Here is a 19,647-nt window from a genome sequence, read left to right on the forward strand (position 1 = left end):
GCTCAAATGCAACGATTCAGCCTTGGTGTTTCGGCCCAAAACCGCAGCCAGAGCGGGCATGTATACAAGCGCATGCATCGATAATGTTCCTATAGGAAACTTTTTTCCGTTAGGCAACAGGCGATATTCCCAGTGTCGTAAACTGGCGCGCTTGTGAAGCTGCGCGTTCATCTCGGATTGTGATTACCCCACTGTAAAGTAACTAAGAATTCACATTTCCGCTGCAGCTACTGCAGCTACGACTGCAGCCTTTGAACAGCGCAATCCAGCACATGAAGCCCTGCGATCAGGTCACTTTCGGCGGTATCCTCGGCAAAATCGTGACTGATTCCGTCAATAGACGGCACAAAGAGCATGGCAACCGGCATCAGGCGCGAGACGTTGGTGGCGTCATGCAGCGCGCCCGAGGGCATCCTGCGCCATTTGCCGGGCGCGACCTGTTCGGCCCCATGCTCCAACGCGGTGCGCAGCGAAGGGTCCATGGCCACCGGCTCCAGCCCCAGCATCGGGCCGTAGCTCAGGCGCATGCCCATCTCTTCGGCGATCTCGGCGGTTGTGGCGCGAATGATCTCCTCCATCCTTGCCAGACGGTCCGCATCTCCGTCACGCCATTGCATCGAAAACCGCACCCGGCCTGATACAATGGACGAGGCGTTGGGGTGCAGATCCACATGCCCAATGGTCCAGACGGTTTGCGGCGTAACCACGTTTCGGAACCGGTCGTTCAGACGGGTGTTGAACGCAGCCAGAGCCTGAAACGCGTCGCGGCGCAGATGCATCGGCGTGGTTCCGGCATGGTTCTGCTGGCCGTCGAATTGAACCACCATATCGCGTATGCCAACGATGTCGGTGACGACTCCGATTTGTTCTTTCTGGGTATCAAGCGTCGGGCCTTGCTCGATATGCATCTCGATGAAGCCCGTGAAACGGGTAGGATCGACAAAGCCCTCGGCCAGATCGCCCATCGCACCCCGAGCCGTGGCGAAGGGTATGCCCGCGTGGTCGGTCAGCTTGTCCGCCTGATCCAAAGGCAGCCCGCCCGACCAGATGGCAGAGCCTGTGGTGACACCAAACCGTCCCTCTTCATCTTGAAAGCTGACGACCGAGACAGGCTGATCGCTGCTGCGCGCAATCTCAAGCGCGGCGATCACGCCCAAAGCACCGTCGAGCCAGCCGCCCTCGGGCTGGCTATCGCTATGTGACCCCATCAGCAAGGACGGCCCGTCCGCCAAACCAAACAGGTTCCCGACCGGATCGAAATGCGGGGTCAGGCCTGCATCAGCCATTCGGCTTGCAAGCCATGTCCGGGCGGCAATGTCGGCCTCGGAATAGGCCGGGCGGATGACGCCTTTGCCCACGCCCGAGGCCCCGAATTCGCGCAGCTTGTGCAGATCGGCCAAAAAGCGGTTTTCGTTGATTACCATGAACTCCCCCCAAACGTCTCGCGCGGCCAACCATAGCGCCCGGCTGGCAACCTGCAATCACCCTGCGATTTTTGCCGAACCCCTCTGGCCCCGGCCCGGAACCTGCCCTAAGACTTGCCAGCAAGAGGGACCGCCATGTCACATATCACACTGGTTCGTCACGGTCAGGCCAACACGGCAGCGCGGGACGAGGTAAACTATGACAAACTCAGCGATCTGGGCCACCAGCAGGCGCGCTGGCTGGGCGCGCACCTGCGCGATACGCGGGCACATTATCCGCGCGTCTATTGCGGCACGCTGACCCGGCATGTTGAAACCGCCGCCAGCATGGGGCTGCCTGAGCCGGTTCGCGACGCACGCCTGAATGAGATCGAGTATTTCACCCTGGCGCAGCTTTTTCACGAACAGCACGGTGTGGCGATCCCCACAGATCGCGAAGGGTTTGTTGACCACCTGCCCCGCACATTCGCTGCGTGGGCCGATGGCGAGATCCAGAACGCGCCCGAAACCTTCGAGCAGTTCGAAACCCGCGTCAGTGACGCCCTGCATGATATCGGAACCGAGGGCGGGCCGGCCATTGTCGTAACTTCTGGTGGGCTGATCTCGATGGTGGTCCGGCAGGCAATGGGTCTGGATATCCCGTCGATGGCGCGGGTGGCGCTTGCCATCATGAACACCTCGATGCACCGCCTCCACCCGATTGGAGCGCAGCTCAGCCCGGTTCTTTTCAACGCGACCCCGCATCTGGAAGCGCCAGACCGGCAATTCGCCCAGACCCATCTGTAAGGAAGTCCCGATGCAGCTTTATTACGCTCCCCGCACCATCTCGGTCGCAGTTGCCATCGCGCTGGAGGAGGCTGGTCTGAACTATGAGGCGATCCGGCTGGACTTTGCCGGTGGCGAACAGACCAAACCCGCCTACAAGCAGATCAACCCCAAGGGCCGGGTTCCGGCGCTGGCTGTTGATGGGGGAATTCTGACCGAAACCGGCGCGCTGCTGGACTATATCGCAACCATCGCACCGCGGGCCGGGCTGGTCCCCGAAAACCCGGTCATGGCCGCCCGCATGCGTGAGGTGATGTATTACCTTGCCACAACCATGCATGTGAACCACGCGCATAAACAGCGGGGGCACCGCTGGGCCGACAAGAAATCCAGCTGGAAAGACATGAAGGACAAGGTCGCGCAGACCATGACAGCGTCCTGCACATACATCTCGTCCAATGGGCTGCGCGGGCCGTTTGTTCTGGGTGAGGCCTTCTCACTGGCCGATGCCTACCTCTATGTGGTGTGCAGTTGGCTGGAAGGCGACGGCGTAGACACCTCGGCCTTCCCCAAGATCCTTGCCTTCCGCGAAGCGATGGAGGCACGCCCTTCGGTTCAGGCGGTCCGTGCCGCCGGAATGCTCTGACAAAAGGAAACACGATGACACATCTCTGGGTCCGGGCAGAACAGCGCCCGAACGAGGATCGGGTCGGGCTGACCCCCGAAGGCGCCGCCGCACTGATCGCGGCAGGCATCCGCGTGACGGTCGAGGAAAGCTCTGTCCGTGCTATCCCACTGGACGGCTACAAAGGTGCAGGCTGCGAGATCGCGGCTGAAAACAGCTGGCCTCAGGCCCCGCAGGACGCGATCATCTTCGGCCTGAAAGAGCTGCCCGAGGACGGCACCCCCTTGCCGCATCGCCACATCATGTTCGGCCATGCCTACAAGGGCCAGCATTCGGGTCGGGCACTGCTAGAGCGGTTCAAGGCGGGCGGCGGCACGCTTTATGATCTGGAATATCTGGTCGACGAAGACGGCCGCCGTGTAGCCGCCTTTGGCTATTGGGCCGGATATGCGGGCGCAGCGGTCACGCTGAAAACATGGGCCGCGCAGCAACGCGGACAGGAATGCCCGCCCGTTGGCGTCTATGCCAACAAAGATGCCCTCAACGCCGAATTGCTGGCCGAATTGGACGCCACCGGCGCTGACCGCCCCCGTGCCATCGTCATCGGCGCGTTGGGCCGGGTCGGCACCGGTGCCGCAGATATGTGCGAAGCAATGGGTGTCAGCGTTACCAAATGGGACATGGCTGAAACCGCCAGAGGAGGACCATTCCCGGAAATCCTGGATCATGACCTGTTCTTGAACTGCATCTTCGCGCGCCCCGGCACGCCGGTCTTTGTCCCGCGCGAGGCGCTGGCCGCGCCGCGTAAGTTGACCGCCATCGGCGACGTGGCCTGCGACCCGGACAGCGACTACAACCCGGTCCCGGTCTATGACCGCGCCACCACTTGGGAGGCCCCCGCCCTGCGCGTCGCCACCGACCCGGTGATGGACGTGATGGCCATCGACAACCTGCCCTCGATGCTGCCGGTCGAAAGCTCGCAAGACTACGCGGCGCAACTGCTGCCGTCTCTGCTGACACTCACTGATCTGGACAGCGGCGTCTGGGGTCGGGCAGAAGAAACCTACAAAACTCATATCGAAGGACTCTGAGCGATGACGATTCACTGGTGTGGCACCGGCCTGTCGGCCATCCCCGGCCTGCGCCGCCTGATCGAAGGCGGGCACAAGGTCACCGTCTGGAACCGAACCGTTGAGAAGGCCAAAGCCGAGGTCGGAGACCTGACCGACGACATCCGCGCTTTTGACATCGACGCCCTGGGCGCGGTGCTGGAGAAAGGTGATGTGATCGTCTCAATGCTGCCGGGCGACTGGCACGTGCCACTGGCGGAACTGGCGATCTCGAAAGAGGCCAATTTCGTCTCGTCGTCCTATATCGCGCCAGAGATGCGCGCGCTGGACGACAAAGCGCGTGAGGCTGGTGTGGCTTTGGTCAATGAGGTCGGGCTGGACCCGGGCATCGACCACCTGATGGCCCATGCGCTGATTGCAGATTACCGCGCCTCGGACGCGTTCGATGCACAGAACCACCTGAGCTTCATCTCGTATTGCGGTGGTATCCCGAAGAACCCGAATCCGTTCCGCTACAAATTCAGCTGGTCGCCGCTGGGCGTGCTCAAAGCGCTGCGGTCGCCGTCGAAATCCATACGCGACTACGCCCCGCTGGACGTCACCCGCCCATGGGACGCAATCAGCAGCTACATCGCGCCGCTGCCAACCCCCGAGAGCTTTGAGGTCTACCCCAACCGCGACTCGCTGCCCTTCATGGCCGAGTACCAGTTCGAGGATCACTGGCCGGTCAAAGAGTTCGTCCGCGGCACCCTGCGCCTGAACGGCTGGACCGACGCTTGGGCCGACGTGTTCACCGAAATCGAGACCCTCTCAGGCCCCGAAGGCGACGCGCGGCTGAAAGAGATGTCGGACCAGTTCTGGGCCGAGAACGCCTATGACGAAGGCGAACCTGACCGCGTGGTACTGTGCGTCGGCCTGAAGGCCGAGAAAGACGGCGCCCCGGTCTGGCACAAAACCTACGTCATGGACGCCTGGGGCGACCAACGCGGCACCGCAATGGCCCGGCTGGTGTCAATCCCCGTCTCTTTGGCGATTGAGGCCGTCCTGAACCGCGCCATCCCTGCTGGCGTTCACGCCGCACCCAGCGACCCAAAACTGGTTCAGAAATGGATGGGTGAAATCGACACTCTGGCACAGCATCTGCAGATCGTAGATCACCTGCGCTGAGGCACCGGCAATATCAAAGCCATTCCAGACCTTCTGGGGTGGCCTCAAAATCACTGAACCCGCCCGCATCTTCTTCTGTTCAAAAATACCTCGGGGAGCGCGAGGGGCTGGCCCCTCGCTTCCTGACCGAACAAACCAGCCCTACATCAGATCGTTCTCGACATCCTCAGCCGATATTCCCAACGCATTCAACCCGTTCTCAAGATGATCCGACAAATGCGGCGTGCCGATCAGATAGTCGGCGCAGGGGGTCGAGGCCTCGGATCTGGCGGTTGCAATAGCCTCGGCCAGATCCTCGGCAAAGAAACTTTCGCGCCCGATCCACATGATGGCGACCAACTCGGCCTGCTCATCCTCACTCATCCGGTCGACAAAGGCGCGCAACTCACCTTCGGCCCGCCCCAACTCACGCCCCATCATGGCGACCTGAGCCACTTTCCTCGCCGAAATTTCCAACATGCCGTCAGCTCCTCTTGTTCGCGGTTTCGACGCATCAGACCCCGACAAACGCCCTGAGTCTTTGATCTTACGCAAACTCTGGGCCAACTAGCGCCTAACCCGCGACACCGGCCGATCCGGCACAGGGGCCGTACGAAACGGGCGAAACCGGGCTTTCTTGATCCACAGCTTCAATGCTTGCCACACAATCAGCGCGAAGGTGCGCCGCGCGCCGAACGGTCGGCGCAGCAAAGACCACAGAATGACACGGTTGGTCAGCCGCTGGCGGTGACCCGTCAGCGTGGCGATCAGCCCACCGCCCTCGCGCCCATAGTCGATCCAAACCCCCACACGGTCAGGGCGATAGTCGAAGCGAAACGTGTAATTCCCCTCAATCTTCTGGAAGGGCGACACATGCATCAGCTTGTCCGCCACCACCCGGTCCGAGGGGTCGATGATCGCAAAACCCGGCTTGTGGCAGAGATAGCTGTGGCGCGTCCCGTAAGTGTTCGTGACCTCAGCGACGACAGCGTAAAGCTGCCCATCCGGATCAAAACAGAACCAGAAACTGACCGGATTGAAAACATGGCCCAGCACCCTCGGCTGCGTCAGCAACATGATCCGCGCGGGCTGCGGCACCTCCAACTCCTGAAATCGGGTGCGCAGCCAGGGAGCACCGATCCCCTGCCCCGGCTCGCCACCATGATCCAACCTGCGCCAATTGGTGATATTCGCGCGGTCGACTGAAAAAAGCAGCGGCGTTGACAGATCAGCCTCGGGGTCCAGCAGGATGTAATCGACCGAATAGCGAAACGCATTTTCAATCGCCCCTTTGCGACCGTGATAGGTGTAACCTGCGATATGGTCGATCTTTTTCATTCCGCCGCGCGTCCTGCTTTGCCCGTAATTTGCTCAACTGTCGTCCTTTTTGGAAAAGAGACGTCATTTAAAATACGGATTCCACCCCGGTTTGGACTTTTTTTGTCGGATGAAAGTGATCCGCCTTGGTCCCCCCCGCGTAATCCGGTTATGTTTACTGAGATCGATACCGTGACCTTGGACGAACCTGCGGTTGAACAGGCCGCCCGTCAGCCTTGGCGCGCAAAGAAACGCATCAAGGGTAGACAGGTGAACGGAACCAACGGCAGTTGCGACACCAGGACCGAGTGGGTGGACCATGTCAGGCGCATCCGGGACGCGCAGGATCAGGCGGCATTTGCCGAGCTGTTCCAGCATTTCGCGCCGCGCATCAAGGGGTTCCTGATGAAGTCGGGATCAGACCCCACGCTGGCAGAAGAATGCGCGCAAGAGGTGATGGCGACCTTGTGGCACAAGGCCCATTTGTTCGATCCGACGCGCGCCACGGTGGCCACTTGGGTGTTCACGATCGCGCGGAACAAACGCATCGACGTCCTGCGCAAGCAGCGCCGCCCTGAACCCGAAGAACTGGGATGGGGCCCAGAAGCGGAACCCGATCAGGGTGATGTTCTTGCACTGCAACAGGAAACCGCGCAACTGCGCACCGCCATATTGGCGCTGCCCGAGGCGCAGAAAGAACTGATCGAGAAGGCGTATTTCGGTGATCTGAGTCACCGCGAGATTGCGTCTCAGACCGGGTTACCCCTGGGAACGATCAAATCACGTATTAGATTGGCGCTGGATCGCTTGCGCCACGCGATGAACTGAGATGAGCAAGATGAGCCAGTCGATTAAACATCACCTGACAGATGAGCTTCTGATGGCCTATGCCGCCGGCTCGCTGCCCGAGGCATTCGACCTGATGGTCGCAACCCATCTGTCGCTGTGCGACCACTGCCGTGCGCGCGCCGAAAGCTTTGAGGCCGTAGGAGGGCATGTTCTGGACGCACAACCCGATGCGATCAGCATGAGCGACACTTCCCTTGCCGCAACGATGGCTCTGATCTCGCAAGGCGCACCGACCCCCAAGCCCGATCTTCCGGGCTGCGCCATCCTGCCGACCCCCCTGCAAGACTACGTCGGTGGGACAGTTGATGACATCCAGTGGAAACCGATCGGTATGGGCGTGAAACAAGCGATCCTGCTGACCAGCAAAGAGGCCACCGCCCGATTGCTGTTCATCCCTGCAGGTGTCGCCGTCCCGGACCACAGCCACAACGGCACGGAATTGACGATGGTTCTTCAGGGTGCCTTTTCGGATGAGGTTGATCGCTTTGCACGTGGCGATGTCGAGATTGCGGATGAAGACCTGCATCACACGCCGACAGCGGACATCACCGAGGATTGCATCTGCTTGGCTGTCACGGACGCACCGTTGAAGTTCAACAAACTGATGCCGCGTCTATTGCAGCCCTTCTTGCGCATCTGATCGTTTATAGTTCGGATCAGAACTGCCTCTGACAGGAGATATGTCGTGAACCGAACTTGTTTGATTGCGCTGGGCTTTGCGTCCGTTGCCACGATTGCCTCTGCCCAGATGAAGACCGACGTGAAGTTCGAGCCAGGCAATTTTGGCACAATGGTCAACGGTACCGTGACCGGAGACGCGTATTTTGACTACTCGCTCGGTGCGAAAGCCGGGCAGGAGATGTTTGCCGATCTCAAGGTCAGCGACACCAACGGCAATGGTGTGGTCTATTTCAACATCCTGCCCCCCGGCAGCGATGGCGTCGCGATCTATAACGGCTCGATTGACGGCAACACCGCCCGGATCGATCTGCCTGAAGACGGGGACTACACGATCCGTGTCTATTTGATGGGCAATGACCGGGATACAGGCAAAACCGTGGGCTACAATCTGGATCTGTCGATCCAATAGGGCGCTATTTGGCCTATGGATCGAAACAGCAACTTGTGAACCCGCATTGCGGCGACGATCAGAACCACCCCGGTCAGGGCCATCATGAAAACGCAGATCAGGTTCGGCGGAGGCGCCAGAAACAGCCAGATAGGGCTGTCTGTGTGACCCCGCACGGATCCGGCATCTATCCCGATCAAAAACAGAAACCCAAGCAGGAATTAGGCAAAGAGGGTTCCGAAGGCGAACGCCCATTGGCGCTCCAGACCTGCATGTCCGCTGTTCGAAACCGGTTGGATCGTGACGATGAAAAAGACGCCAAGGCCCGCGGCCACCCCCATCCGCAACAGGCCAACGATCTACTCTGCGTCTTGTTCGGCCGTTCTCAGCAGTTGGTCAATTTCAGGCAGGTGCGCCGCATTTTTCATTCAGCAACCTGTTTGTCAGGATGCGCACTCAGCCCTCGTGCCGCGTTAAAGGGACGACCTCCGAGGGGGCCTCTGGCGCCAATTCTTCAAAATCAAAGTTATCAAGCCGTTGCGCCCTGCGGCCAGCTTTTTCCGCGCTGATCTTGATGTCCGAGATATCCTTGGCCGCCTGCCCGAAATGACGATCCAAATTGGCAACGCGGTCGCCCAAACGCTCGACATCCTTGTGCAGCATCCCCAACTCTTTGCGGATGGCCCCGGCCTGTTCCCGCATCCGCGCGTCCTTGAGGATCGCGCGCATCGTATTCAGCGTCGCCATGCAGGTGGTCGGTGACACGATCCAGACGCGTTTGGTGAAACTCTCCTGTACCAATTCGGGGAACTTGGCGTGCAGCTCGGCATAGACCGCCTCGGACGGCAGGAACATCAGCGCGCCATCGGCTGTTTCGCCATCCAGAATGTATTTCTCGGCGATATCGTTGATGTGTTTGCGCACCGTGCTGCGGAACATCTGAACCGCTGCCTTCAGCTCGGCATCATTGGTCGAGCCAATCAGCGCCTCATACGCCTCCAACGGGAATTTGCTGTCGATCACAATCGGCCCCGGAGGGTTCGGCAGATGGATCAGACAATCCGCCCGGCGTCCGTTCGAAAGCGTCGCCTGCAGCTGGAAACTGTCATGCGGCAGCGCCTTGGAGACGATGTCGTTCAGCTGAATCTCACCAAACGCGCCCCTGGTCTGCTTGTTCGACAGGATATCCTGCAACGACAACACATCGCCGGACAGCTTGGTGATGTTGTCCTGCGCCTTGTCGATGGCGGCCAACCGTTCTTGCAGTTGGGTCAGCGAGGTCGCGGTCTGCTTGGAAGACCCATGCAGCGATTCCTTCATCCTCTCTTGCATCTCAGCCAGCGCGCGGGCCGATTTCATAGCATTGTCGGCCAGCCGATCATTCATCTGTTGCTGCACCGAGGACAGGCGGGATTCCACCGTCTGGATCACCTGCACCTGCGCATTGGCCTGCGTATCCGAGACATGCTGCAACCCGCCGCGCAATTGCTCTTGCCCCTGCCCCAATGCCTGCACATGTTGCCCCAGATGCGCCATCTGACGCGCCAGAGGTTCTGCCATCCGCGCGGAACGTTGCGACGCCCGCAGTGACAGGAACAGCAACAAAAGAATCAGCGCCAGAACGCCACCCGCTATGAGGATTACGGGGTCATTCAGCGCATATTGGGTGCCTGCAATCTCGATCATATGAACCTGTATGTTCTCGTTTTGTTTCTATCTTCTTAAACGCTTCGCAATATCAGTTCAACTGCGCCCGAACAGACGTTCGATATCGCTGAGTTTCAGTTCAACATAGGTGGGCCGCCCGTGGTTGCATTGGCCGGAATGCGGCGTCGCCTCCATCTCGCGCAGCAGGGCGTTCATTTCCTCGGCCCGCATCCGACGGCCAGAGCGGACCGAGCCATGGCAGGCAACGCGGCTGAGGATCGCCTCGATCCGCGCCTGCACCATCTGGCTGTCGCCCTGATCGGCCAGCTCATCGAGGATATCCAGGATCATCGCACGGGCATCGACCTCGCCCAGAATGGCGGGGGTTTCGCGCACGGCAATAGCCCCGCCGCCAAAGGGCTCCAGCGTCAGGCCAAGGCGCGAGAGGTCATCGGCCACGGCCATCAGGCGCGCGCAATCGCCTTCGGACAGCTCGACGATCTCGGGGATCAGCAAAGCCTGCGCAGCGACGCCGTTTTCAGCCATCTGCGTTTTGAGTTTTTCATAAACCAACCGCTCATGCGCGGCGTGCTGGTCGACGATGACCATCCCGTCGGCGGTTTGGGCGATGATGTAGTTCTCATGCACCTGCCCGCGAGCGGCCCCCAAGGGCAGATCTTGCGGCGCGGGTTCTTCGGGGGCAATCGGGGCCGTAGCAGGGGTCGGTTCGACAATGCTGCCGCTATAGTCATTGGCCAGTTCGGCAAAGCCCGGTGACTGCGCCCGATATGCCGCTTGCCGGGCCGCCTGCGACGGGCGATCCATCTGGTAGACCCGTGCGGGGGCGGATTGAGGCGCCTCAGGTCGCATCGCGCCCAAGGTCGCGTTGGCAACGGTCGAAGACGCACGATGTCCGGCCTCGGCCAGCGCGTGGCGCAGGGCGGAAACGATCAAACCGCGCGCAACGCCGGGATCGCGGAACCGAACTTCGGATTTCGCGGGATGGACATTGACGTCCACCAGCGTCGGATCGCAGTCGATGAACAGCGCCGCAGCTGGGTGGCGGTCGCGGCTGAGAAAGTCGAAATACGCGGCCCGAAGCGCGCCAGTCAGCATCTTGTCACGCACTGGACGGCCATTGACGAACAGGTATTGCGCGACAGCAGCCCCGCGCGAATAGGTCGGAAGGGCAGCGTAACCGTACAAACGAATACCTTCGCGGGTCGCGTCGATCTGCAGGGCGTTCTCGGCGAACTCGCGACCGATCACGCGGGCCAGACGGGCGTGGAGGGCATCGAAAAGATCGCCATTCTCGCGGTCGGCGCGGAAGGTCACGCGGCCCTCACCTCCGCCCGAGACATCGCGCAAGGTAAACGTGACAGAAGGCTCGGCCATGGCCAGGCGTTTGACCGTATCGCCAATGGCCTGCGCCTCGGCCCGATCGGTGCGCATGAACTTGAGCCGCGCGGGCGTGGCGAAGAACAGATCGCGCAGCTCGACCACTGTTCCTGCGCGCAGGGCGGCGGGCTTCACCGCCTCCATCTTGCCGCCCGACACCGCAATCGACGCCGCATCCGCACCCGGAACGCGGCTGGTGATCGTCAAACGACCTACTGCGCCGAGCGAGGGCAACGCCTCACCCCGAAAGCCAAAGGTGTGAATGTTCAACAGATCCGACCCGTCGATTTTCGAGGTCGCATGACGCGACAAGGCCAGCGGCAAATCTTCAGCCGCGATGCCACAACCATCATCGGTGACACGAATCAGCGTCTTTCCCCCGTCCGCGATATCTATGGCGATGCGGGTGGCTCCGGCGTCGATGGCGTTCTCGACCAGTTCCTTGACGGCCGATGCCGGACGTTCGACCACTTCACCCGCCGCGATGCGGTTGATCGCTGCATCGTCAAGCTGCCGGATAACGGGTCGTGTTTCGCTGATATTGGGGGTCGTCTGCGCCATACCACCAGACCTAGCACATCACGGCCCGATTCTGCCACCGGATTGAACCATAATACCGGCCGATCTTTCAGAACTAGAAGAGAGGGGGGCCGGGCAGTGTTCGGGGGCTGGCTGTGCCGCCCTCACCGAACCCTGCCCGGACTTACCGAAGTGAGTGGTAGGTGTTAGCCGGTAATGTAACTGACGTAACACGCAATTCGTTAAATTGCTTATTAAGAGTCATCTTTTTTCACTCTGGGCAAAGTTCAGCCGATGACCCGCGGGAACCAGTGGCAGGAAAATGCCGTTTCACGCAGGCGTGTGCGCGCCCACCCGTGTGCGGCAGGGGCCGAAAATGGCGGTCAGGGCCAGAATCACGCCGGACATGGTGGCGATCATCCCGGCCGCACTTACGGCGTCCGCCGCGCCCAGCCAAAGCGGGCCATACCCGGCCAGCACATAGCCCGAAACGGCTGAGAGGATAGCGAAAGCCACGCTCCAGGCGATTTGCACCTCCAGCCGGTTGGTCATCATGCGCGCCGCAGCCGGTGGACAGATGAACATCGCGATCACGATGATCGAGCCAACGGCGTCAAAGGCAGCAACGGCAGCAATCGCTGCGACAATGACCAACGCCAGCCCAAGTGCGCCGGTGCGGATGCCCATTGTACGCGCAAACCCTTCATCAAAGGTCGAGATTTTCAGCGGCCTCCAGAAGAGCCATGTGAACAGCAAAACACCCATCATCGTCACAGTGATCCGGGGCAATTCAGGCGGCAGCCCGGCCAAGGCCTGCAGATCCCAAAGCGAGGACCAGCCCGTCGCGTCCAGCCAGATCAGGCTTTCCAGATTTCCATAAAGCGCATGTTCCACATCCAGATGCACGGTCGAGGTATCCGTCTGCTCCAAAAGCAACACGCCCGCTGCAAACATTGTGGTGAACACCACACCCATGGCCGCACCCGGTTCGATCTGACCCAACCTCCGGATCGCCTCAATCAGAATTACGGCCACGATTGCTGCCCCCGCCGCGCCCAGCATCATGGGCCAGGTCGAGATCGCTCCGGTCAGCAGAAAGGCCACAACGATGCCGGGCAGGACCACGTGGCTGATCGCATCCCCGATCAGCGCCTGTTTGCGCAGCACCAGGAAGTTGCCGGGCAAGGCGCAGGCAATCGCCGCAAATGTGCCGATCAGCAGCGGCGTCAAAGACAGCGGTACGAATTCCTCACCACTCATGTCGGAACCCCCTGAGGTCGGCCGATGCGATTGTCTATTTCGGCGATCTGATCCATGGTCAGTACGGTTTCGATTTCGCGCAGGCCATCATACAGCGCGGCTGTTGCCTCATGCGCCTGATCTGCGCGCACGACCTCCCATCGCTTTTCATCGCGCAAGGCTTTGGCGGCGCGGGCTTTTCCGGCCTCGGTCGCCACGCCATCGGCGCGCACAAGATCAGCGCGACGCAACAGACGCAGGGTCAAAGGTTCGTAGATTTTCTGGCCTTGCGCCAATGCCAAAAGACCTTGCCGGATATGCACCCGACGTTGAAATCGCAAGTGGCGCAGAACGGCGGCCAGAACCCCTCGGACCGGGGCGAGGAACAGGGAAATGACAAAGAAGGCGAAGCTGACCAGAACAATGATGGGCCCGGTCGGCAGGTTCGGCGCAGTGGCCGACAGGGCAGCGCCGATATAGCCTGCCAAACCGCCCGCGAGCCCGGCCAGCAAGACAACGCGATCCGACCGCTCGGACCAGAACCGCGCGGTGACCGGAGGGATGATCAGCAAAGCCACGATCAGGATCAAGCCAACGATCTTCAGGCCCACCACGGTGACCGCCATCACCAACCCCATCATCGCAAGGTCGACGCGATGCACGGGTAGACCTCGGGCCGCAGCATATTCCGGGTCAAACGCCACCAAAGTCATTGGGCGGCGCAAGATCATAACCAGCACCAGGGTCGCCGCGCCTCCGATCGCGATGATCAAGGCATCCGCCCACAGCATCCCAGCGGTTGAGCCCAGAAGGAATCCCTCCAACCCGGCCTGCCGACCAACGCCCATTGTCTGAATGACGGTCAGTAGGACGATGCCAAAGCCGAAGAACACCGACAGCACCGCGCCTATGGCGGCATCCTCGGCCAGTCGCGTGTGGCGCGTTAGCCAGTTCAGGCAGAGCAGACCAACCCAAGCCGACACCGCCGATCCGACCAGCAGACCCGGCAGGTTGCGCCCGTCCCCACCAAAGGCGACCAGCAGCATAAAAGCCAGACAGACCCCCGGCAGGGTGGCATGGCTGATCGCGTCGCTGACCAGCGCACGTTTGCGCAAGAACAGAAACGTGCCGGTCACACCGGCCGAGACCCCAAGCAAGCTCGCACCAATAGCGACCAGCGTTGCGTTATAGCCAAGCTGCAGGCTGAGCGCATCCCAGAGCATTCCCTACCCCAGCGCGCGCGAAATCTGGTCGATTTGCGCAGTGGCCAAGCGGCCTCCGTATGCGGATTGCAGGGTTTCGGCGGTAAAGGCCTGCGCCACCGAGCCTTCGGCGATCTTGCGCGTGTTGATCAGAAAGACATGATCAAAGTAGCCCGTCACCGTGGCCAGATCATGATGCACGACCACAACGGTCTTGCCCGCCTCTTTCAGCGATTTCAGTACCGCGATGATGGCCTTTTCGGTGGCCGCATCGACCCCGGCGAAAGGCTCATCCAACAGGTAGAGATCGGCGTCCTGCGCCAAGGCACGGGCCAGGAAGATGCGTTGTTGCTGGCCGCCGGAGAGCTGGCCGATCTGACGATCTGCAAAGTCGCGCATACCGACACGGTTCAGGCAATCCATCGCCGCCGCCTTGTGCCGCGCGCGGACGCGGCCCAACAGGCCCAGCTGACGCGACAAGCCCATGAGAACCACATCAATCACGCGGGTCGGGAAATCCCAATCAACACTGGCGCGCTGCGGGACATAGGCAATCCGGGCACGCTGCGCCTCGAGCGGTTGACCAAATACCGTCACCTGGCCCGACAAGGGCGTCACGATACCAAGCGCCGCCTTCAAGAGTGTCGATTTCCCTGCACCATTCGGGCCGATAATCGCAGTCATCGCCCCCGGCTGAACCGTCATATCCACCGAGAATACGGCAGGCTTCTGACCGTATGAGACTGTCAGACCACGCACCGCCAGCGGGCTGGCCTCAATCCCCTGATCTTCGACGGAAACACCCTGAACCGCTGCAAGCTCTAGCATCACTCAAAACCCCGCAGACAATTTGCCGTTCAGACCCTGATCGGGAACATCCGCCCCCAAAGCGCCTGCGATCACGGTGATATTATGATCGAGCATGCCGGTATAGGTGCCTTCATAAGTGCCCGGCTCACCCATGGCATCAGAATACAGTTCCCCGCCGATCGAGACCTCGTGCCCCTTGGCCGCAGCCCCTTCGATCAGCGCGCGCATCGAGCGATCCGAGACCGAGCTTTCCACGAACACGGCGGTCAACTGACGGTCGACCAGAGTGTCGACCAGCTCTCCGATCCGGTTCAAACCAGCCTCGGACTGGGTCGAGATGCCCTGCACGCCCATTACCTCATAGCCATAGGCCGCACCGAAATAGCCAAAGGCGTCATGGGCGGTCAGCAGCACGCGGCTGTCTTCGGGCACTTCGGTCAGGGTCTGTTCTGCATATGCTGACAGGGCATCCAACTCGGCCAGATGCGCTTTTGTGTTTGCGGCAAAAATCTCGGCAGCTTCGGGGCGGGCTTCGGTTAGTGTCTCTTGGACCTTGGTGACCACATCAGCCCACAGGTTTGGACTCATCCAGATATGCGGGTCATATTTGTCGGCATAGTCATCATGCGCGCGCAGCTTGGATTTATCGACGCTTTCGGCCACGGCAACAACGGTCTGCTTGCGGCCGAGGTCTTCGAAGAAATGCTGCATCTGCGCTTCCAGATATAGCCCGTGCCACAGCACCAGATCAGCACGGGTCATGGCGACGATGTCACTGCGGGTCTGACGATAGGCATGTGGATCAACGCCGGGTCCCATGAGGCCTTTTACCTCAACCTGATCGCCGCCGACCTGTCGCACGGCGTCGGCAATCATGCCCGTCGTCGCCACGACTTTCAGCGGTGCCTGCGCCCATGCAGCAAGCGGCATGGCGGCAGCGATCGCTAAAGCAGCAAGGAAACTGCGACGAATCATGGTTGGTCTCCGGAATTCGGCCTCTGTTACGACTGAATATGAGAACCATTCGCAACTAAGTCAATGCTATTGCGAATTAGTCGCAACAAAATCCAGATTTATTTGTCCAAATGGTCAAAAAAATATCACAAGACCGCTCTGTCGCCTTCCATTTATCGCCAAGCCGTGCGATTTTGGCGCGAACCTCCCAAAGGATGTGAGAATGGAACCGCAGCGCTCAGACAGCCCCGTGCGCACCGCGCATCTGCCGCAAGTCACTGAACCCAGAAACCCCGGCATGGATCTTGATCTTGATTGGGTCCGCGCAGTGCAGGCCAATACCTCGGCCATCGAACGCCGGGCGGCGACCCTGCCGGGGCGGCGGTCGGTAAAGAAAGACTATCAGGCCGCGTGGCTGCTGAAGGCGATCACGATGATCGACCTGACCACCCTATCGGGTGACGACACGGTGGGACGCGTGCGCCGTTTGTGCGCCAAGGCGCGCCAACCGGTTGCGCCTGCAACTTTGCAAGCGCTGGATATGCCCGCAATCACCACCGGCGCGGTTTGTGTTTATCACGACATGATCGAGACCGCCGTTGCCGCTTTGAAAGGCACTGGGATACCGGTGGCCGCCGTCTCCACCGGGTTTCCGGCTGGCCTGTCGCCGTTCCACCTGCGCGTGGCAGAGATCGAAGAAAGCGTAAAAGCCGGAGCAGAAGAAATCGACATCGTCATCTCGCGCCGTCATGTGCTGTCGGGGGACTGGCAGGCTTTGTATGATGAAATGAAGGCGTTCCGGGTGGCGTGTGGAGATGCCCATGTCAAAGCCATTCTGGCGACTGGAGAATTGGGCAGCCTGCGCAATGTCGCCCGCGCCTCGCTGGTCTGCATGATGGCGGGGGCTGATTTCATCAAGACCTCGACCGGAAAGGAAAGCGTCAACGCCACCCTGCCTGTGTCTCTGGTGATGATCCGCGCGATCCGCGACTACTATGATCGCACCGGATACCGTGTTGGGTACAAACCTGCGGGTGGAATCTCGAAAGCCAAGGACGCGCTGGTCTATCTGTCACTGATCAAGGATGAGCTGGGCGATCGCTGGCTGGAACCGGACCTGTTCCGTTTTGGCGCGTCGTCGCTGCTGGGCGATATCGAACGGCAGTTGGAACATTATGTGACGGGCGCGTATTCCGCCGGCTACCGACATTCACTCGGTTGAGCCTGTGGCAACCACAGGACAATGAGTATTTGGGAAAAGATGAAGTCATGACAGTCAAAGAAATCTTCGAGACCATGGACTACGGCCCTGCCCCCGAAAGCGCATCTGAGGCGCTGGCCTGGCTGGTCGATCAGGGCGACACGTTCGGACACTATGTCGATGGGGCCTTTACCAAACCAGGCAAAGGATTTGATAGTCGCAACCCGGCGACCGGAGAGGTATTGGCCAAGCTGACACAGGCCAAGCAGGCTGACGTGGATGCCGCCGTTGCCGCTGCCCGCAAAGCGCAACCGAAATGGGCCGGTCTGGGCGGCGCGGGTCGCGCACGGTACCTCTATGCCATTGCGCGCCTGTTGCAAAAACACGCGCGCTTGTTCGCCGTGCTGGAAAGCATGGATAACGGCAAGCCGATCCGTGAATCGCGTGACATCGACATCCCTCTGGCGCAACGCCACTTCTACTACCATGCCGGTATGGCGCAGTTGATGGAAAGCGAACTGCCCGATGCTGAGGCCTTGGGCGTGTGCGGGCAGATCATTCCGTGGAACTTTCCGCTGCTAATGCTGGCGTGGAAGATCGCGCCCGCGCTGGCGATGGGGAACACGGTGGTTCTGAAACCGGCCGAATATACCTCGCTGACCGCGTTGCTGTTTGCCGATATCTGCTCGCAGGCCGGGCTGCCGAAAGGCGTGGTAAACATCGTCACCGGTGACGGTGCTGTGGGCGAGATGATCGTGAACGCGGATGTGGACAAGATCGCCTTTACCGGCTCGACTGTTGTGGGGCGGCGTATTCGCGAGGCGACGGCAGGCTCGGGTAAAGAGCTGACCTTGGAGCTGGGCGGCAAGTCCGCCTATATCGTGTTCGACGACGCTGATATCGATTCAGCCATTGAAGGTCTGGTCGACGCGATCTGGTTCAATCAGGGGCAGGTTTGCTGTGCAGGGTCCCGTCTGCTGGTGCAGGAGGGCATTGCCGACCGCTTCCACGACAAGCTGCGCGCCCGGATGGACGGCTTGCGCATTGGCGATCCGCTGGACAAATGCATCGATGTCGGCGCGGTTGTGGACCCGGTTCAACTGCAGACGATCAAATCCATGGTCGACAGCAACACCGCAGGCCATGTTCACCACGCCGCTTGTGAGCTGCCGGAAAACGGCTGTTACTACCCTCCGACGCTGATCTCGGGGCTTGAGACCTCGGACCCGCTGATGCAGGAGGAGATCTTTGGCCCGGTTCTGGTGTCCTCGACCTTCCGCACCCCGGCTGAGGCGGTCGAACTGGCCAACAACACCCGCTACGGTCTTGCCGCGACGGTCTGGACCGAGAATGTGAACCTTGCGCTGGATATCGCGCCCAAGCTGGTCGCGGGCGTGGTCTGGGTCAACGCCACCAATCTGTTCGACGCTGCCGCCGGGTTCGGCGGAGTGCGCGAGAGCGGTTTTGGCCGTGAAGGCGGATGGGAGGGGCTGACCGCCTACACCAAGCCCAAGGGCAAGGCCAAGCCTCTGGCCAAGGTCGAGGCAGCCACAGGCGAAGGTGCCTCGGTCGACCCCATCGACCGCACTGCCAAGATGTATGTGGGCGGCAAGCAGGCCCGGCCGGATGGCGGGTATTCCAAGCCTGTCTGGGGCAAGTCAGGTCTTTTGGGCCATGTGGGCCTTGCCAACCGCAAGGACGTCCGCAACGCGGTAGAAGCCGCAGCAGGCGCGAAAGGCTGGTCCAAGACCACCGGTCATCTGCGGGCACAGATCCTGTACTATATCGGCGAGAACCTCTCGGCCCGTGCGGGTGAGTTTGCCGCGCGCATCGACGCCATGACCGGCAAGAAAGACGGCGCGAAAGAGGTCGAAGCGTCGATCCAGCGTCTGTTCACCGCAGCCGCCTGGGCCGACAAATACGACGGTCAGGTGCATGGCGTTCCGATCCGGGGCGTCGCGATTGCGATGAAGGAACCGGTTGGGGTGATCGGCGCGCTCTGCGCGGATGAGGCGCCGCTGCTGGGTCTGGTCTCGGCCATGGCGCCTGCGATTGCCATGGGGAACCGGGTGGTTCTGGCCGCATCCGAACCGTATCCGCTGGCCGCCACCGATTTCTATCAGATCCTCGAGACCTCGGACGTGCCCGCAGGCGTGGTCAATATCCTGACCGGCAGCCATACGGAGCTTGCAAAACCGCTGGCCTCGCACCTGAACGTGGATGCGGTCTGGTCGTTCTCTTCAACGGATCTGTCGAAGGAGATCGAGGTTGTCTCAGCCGGGAACCTGAAACGGACCTGGGTCAATAACGCGACGGCATTTGACTGGAGCATGGACCATTCCCGCCGCTTCCTTCAGGCTGCGACCGAAGTGAAAAACATCTGGGTGCCCTACGGCGAGTAGGGCCCCCGCA

The 19,647-nt window shown here is 60.7% G+C and carries 18 protein-coding genes; 9 read left to right on the forward strand and 9 right to left on the reverse strand.

Annotated features, from left to right (window positions below):
• Positions 1-236 precede the first annotated feature (236 nt).
• Positions 237-1,424, reverse strand: coding sequence for a Zn-dependent hydrolase (locus AC2FD8_RS01365; RefSeq protein ID WP_496853665.1), 1,188 nt, complete (start codon positions 1,422-1,424; stop codon positions 237-239).
• Positions 1,425-1,559: 135 nt separating this feature from the next.
• Here AC2FD8_RS01365 and AC2FD8_RS01370 point away from each other — a divergent pair, with 135 nt between their 5' ends.
• The 4 genes from AC2FD8_RS01370 to AC2FD8_RS01385 are packed head-to-tail and all read left to right on the forward strand — an operon-like array spanning position 1,560 to position 5,051.
• Entirely contained in the window at positions 1,560-2,210 is a 651-nt protein-coding gene (locus AC2FD8_RS01370; RefSeq protein WP_496853664.1) for a histidine phosphatase family protein, read from the forward strand.
• Between the two features lie 10 nt (positions 2,211-2,220).
• On the forward strand, positions 2,221-2,835 hold the full coding sequence (locus tag AC2FD8_RS01375) for a glutathione S-transferase family protein (protein ID WP_496853663.1): 615 nt from the start codon (positions 2,221-2,223) through the stop codon (positions 2,833-2,835).
• 14 nt (positions 2,836-2,849) lie between these two features.
• Positions 2,850-3,905 carry a saccharopine dehydrogenase gene (locus tag AC2FD8_RS01380; protein ID WP_496853662.1) on the forward strand — a complete coding sequence of 352 codons (1,056 nt, stop codon included), beginning with the start codon at positions 2,850-2,852 and terminating at the stop codon, positions 3,903-3,905.
• Between the two features lie 3 nt (positions 3,906-3,908).
• Positions 3,909-5,051: a saccharopine dehydrogenase family protein gene (locus AC2FD8_RS01385; protein WP_496853661.1), complete on the forward strand. Its 1,143-nt coding sequence runs from the start codon at positions 3,909-3,911 to the stop codon at positions 5,049-5,051.
• A 141-nt stretch (positions 5,052-5,192) separates the two neighbouring features.
• Here AC2FD8_RS01385 and AC2FD8_RS01390 read toward each other — a convergent pair whose 3' ends face one another.
• Together AC2FD8_RS01390 and AC2FD8_RS01395 are read right to left on the reverse strand one after the other, a co-directional pair.
• Positions 5,193-5,510: a DUF3775 domain-containing protein gene (locus tag AC2FD8_RS01390; protein ID WP_496853660.1), complete on the reverse strand. Its 318-nt coding sequence runs from the start codon at positions 5,508-5,510 to the stop codon at positions 5,193-5,195.
• 87 nt (positions 5,511-5,597) lie between these two features.
• Entirely contained in the window at positions 5,598-6,368 is a 771-nt protein-coding gene (locus AC2FD8_RS01395) for a DUF1365 domain-containing protein (protein WP_496853659.1), read from the reverse strand.
• A 150-nt stretch (positions 6,369-6,518) separates the two neighbouring features.
• Between AC2FD8_RS01395 and AC2FD8_RS01400 the strand changes: the two genes are divergently transcribed.
• Genes AC2FD8_RS01400 through AC2FD8_RS01410 form a run of 3 tightly spaced genes read left to right on the forward strand, consistent with a single transcriptional unit; the run spans position 6,519 to position 8,286 of the window.
• On the forward strand, positions 6,519-7,175 hold the full coding sequence (locus AC2FD8_RS01400; protein WP_496853658.1) for a sigma-70 family RNA polymerase sigma factor: 657 nt from the start codon (positions 6,519-6,521) through the stop codon (positions 7,173-7,175).
• Positions 7,176-7,185: 10 nt separating this feature from the next.
• On the forward strand, positions 7,186-7,836 hold the full coding sequence (locus AC2FD8_RS01405; RefSeq protein WP_496853657.1) for a ChrR family anti-sigma-E factor: 651 nt from the start codon (positions 7,186-7,188) through the stop codon (positions 7,834-7,836).
• 45 nt (positions 7,837-7,881) lie between these two features.
• Positions 7,882-8,286, forward strand: a complete 405-nt coding sequence (locus AC2FD8_RS01410; protein WP_496853656.1) for a hypothetical protein — start codon at positions 7,882-7,884, stop codon at positions 8,284-8,286.
• 435 nt (positions 8,287-8,721) lie between these two features.
• Here AC2FD8_RS01410 and AC2FD8_RS01415 read toward each other — a convergent pair whose 3' ends face one another.
• From AC2FD8_RS01415 to AC2FD8_RS01440, 6 genes are all read right to left on the reverse strand, one after another.
• Positions 8,722-9,951 carry a DNA recombination protein RmuC gene (locus tag AC2FD8_RS01415; RefSeq protein WP_496853655.1) on the reverse strand — a complete coding sequence of 410 codons (1,230 nt, stop codon included), beginning with the start codon at positions 9,949-9,951 and terminating at the stop codon, positions 8,722-8,724.
• A gap of 57 nt (positions 9,952-10,008) precedes the next feature.
• A complete protein-coding gene (gene mutL, locus AC2FD8_RS01420; RefSeq protein ID WP_496853654.1) occupies positions 10,009-11,871 on the reverse strand; it encodes a DNA mismatch repair endonuclease MutL in 1,863 nt (620 codons plus the stop codon).
• A 288-nt stretch (positions 11,872-12,159) separates the two neighbouring features.
• On the reverse strand, positions 12,160-13,089 hold the full coding sequence (locus AC2FD8_RS01425) for a metal ABC transporter permease (RefSeq protein WP_496853653.1): 930 nt from the start codon (positions 13,087-13,089) through the stop codon (positions 12,160-12,162).
• The gene (locus AC2FD8_RS01430) at positions 13,086-14,291 is read right to left on the reverse strand and encodes a metal ABC transporter permease (protein ID WP_496853652.1); all 1,206 of its coding nucleotides are present in this window, start codon (positions 14,289-14,291) and stop codon (positions 13,086-13,088) included. The genes AC2FD8_RS01425 and AC2FD8_RS01430 overlap by 4 nt, the downstream gene beginning before the upstream one ends.
• Positions 14,292-14,294: 3 nt before the next feature.
• Complete coding sequence (locus AC2FD8_RS01435; RefSeq protein WP_496853651.1) at positions 14,295-15,098, reverse strand: metal ABC transporter ATP-binding protein; 804 nt, start codon at positions 15,096-15,098, stop codon at positions 14,295-14,297.
• Positions 15,099-15,101: 3 nt separating this feature from the next.
• Positions 15,102-16,055, reverse strand: a complete 954-nt coding sequence (locus tag AC2FD8_RS01440) for a metal ABC transporter solute-binding protein, Zn/Mn family (protein WP_496853650.1) — start codon at positions 16,053-16,055, stop codon at positions 15,102-15,104.
• A gap of 202 nt (positions 16,056-16,257) precedes the next feature.
• On the opposite strand from AC2FD8_RS01440, the gene deoC reads away from it, so the two are divergent.
• Both deoC and AC2FD8_RS01450 read left to right on the forward strand, forming a co-directional pair.
• Positions 16,258-17,256, forward strand: coding sequence for a deoxyribose-phosphate aldolase (gene deoC / locus AC2FD8_RS01445; protein ID WP_496853649.1), 999 nt, complete (start codon positions 16,258-16,260; stop codon positions 17,254-17,256).
• Between the two features lie 47 nt (positions 17,257-17,303).
• Complete coding sequence (locus AC2FD8_RS01450; protein ID WP_496853648.1) at positions 17,304-19,637, forward strand: aldehyde dehydrogenase family protein; 2,334 nt, start codon at positions 17,304-17,306, stop codon at positions 19,635-19,637.
• The last annotated feature ends 10 nt before the right edge of the window (positions 19,638-19,647 follow it).

This window comes from Ruegeria sp. YTSC192 (genome assembly GCF_059609705.1).

Excerpts from the sequence above, each read along its gene's own strand:
- AC2FD8_RS01365 (WP_496853665.1), bottom strand. The coding sequence starts at position 1,424 with ATGGTAATCAACGAAAACCGCTTTTTGGCCGATCTGCACAAGCTGCGC.
- AC2FD8_RS01370 (WP_496853664.1), top strand. The coding sequence starts at position 1,560 with ATGTCACATATCACACTGGTTCGTCACGGTCAGGCCAACACGGCAGCG.
- AC2FD8_RS01375 (WP_496853663.1), top strand. The coding sequence starts at position 2,221 with ATGCAGCTTTATTACGCTCCCCGCACCATCTCGGTCGCAGTTGCCATC.
- AC2FD8_RS01380 (WP_496853662.1), top strand. The coding sequence starts at position 2,850 with ATGACACATCTCTGGGTCCGGGCAGAACAGCGCCCGAACGAGGATCGG.
- AC2FD8_RS01385 (WP_496853661.1), top strand. The coding sequence starts at position 3,909 with ATGACGATTCACTGGTGTGGCACCGGCCTGTCGGCCATCCCCGGCCTG.
- AC2FD8_RS01390 (WP_496853660.1), bottom strand. The coding sequence starts at position 5,510 with ATGTTGGAAATTTCGGCGAGGAAAGTGGCTCAGGTCGCCATGATGGGG.
- AC2FD8_RS01395 (WP_496853659.1), bottom strand. The coding sequence starts at position 6,368 with ATGAAAAAGATCGACCATATCGCAGGTTACACCTATCACGGTCGCAAA.
- AC2FD8_RS01400 (WP_496853658.1), top strand. The coding sequence starts at position 6,519 with ATGTTTACTGAGATCGATACCGTGACCTTGGACGAACCTGCGGTTGAA.
- AC2FD8_RS01405 (WP_496853657.1), top strand. The coding sequence starts at position 7,186 with ATGAGCCAGTCGATTAAACATCACCTGACAGATGAGCTTCTGATGGCC.
- AC2FD8_RS01415 (WP_496853655.1), bottom strand. The coding sequence starts at position 9,951 with ATGATCGAGATTGCAGGCACCCAATATGCGCTGAATGACCCCGTAATC.
- mutL (WP_496853654.1), bottom strand. The coding sequence starts at position 11,871 with ATGGCGCAGACGACCCCCAATATCAGCGAAACACGACCCGTTATCCGG.
- AC2FD8_RS01425 (WP_496853653.1), bottom strand. The coding sequence starts at position 13,089 with ATGAGTGGTGAGGAATTCGTACCGCTGTCTTTGACGCCGCTGCTGATC.
- AC2FD8_RS01430 (WP_496853652.1), bottom strand. The coding sequence starts at position 14,291 with ATGCTCTGGGATGCGCTCAGCCTGCAGCTTGGCTATAACGCAACGCTG.
- AC2FD8_RS01435 (WP_496853651.1), bottom strand. The coding sequence starts at position 15,098 with ATGCTAGAGCTTGCAGCGGTTCAGGGTGTTTCCGTCGAAGATCAGGGG.
- AC2FD8_RS01440 (WP_496853650.1), bottom strand. The coding sequence starts at position 16,055 with ATGATTCGTCGCAGTTTCCTTGCTGCTTTAGCGATCGCTGCCGCCATG.
- deoC (WP_496853649.1), top strand. The coding sequence starts at position 16,258 with ATGGAACCGCAGCGCTCAGACAGCCCCGTGCGCACCGCGCATCTGCCG.
- AC2FD8_RS01450 (WP_496853648.1), top strand. The coding sequence starts at position 17,304 with ATGACAGTCAAAGAAATCTTCGAGACCATGGACTACGGCCCTGCCCCC.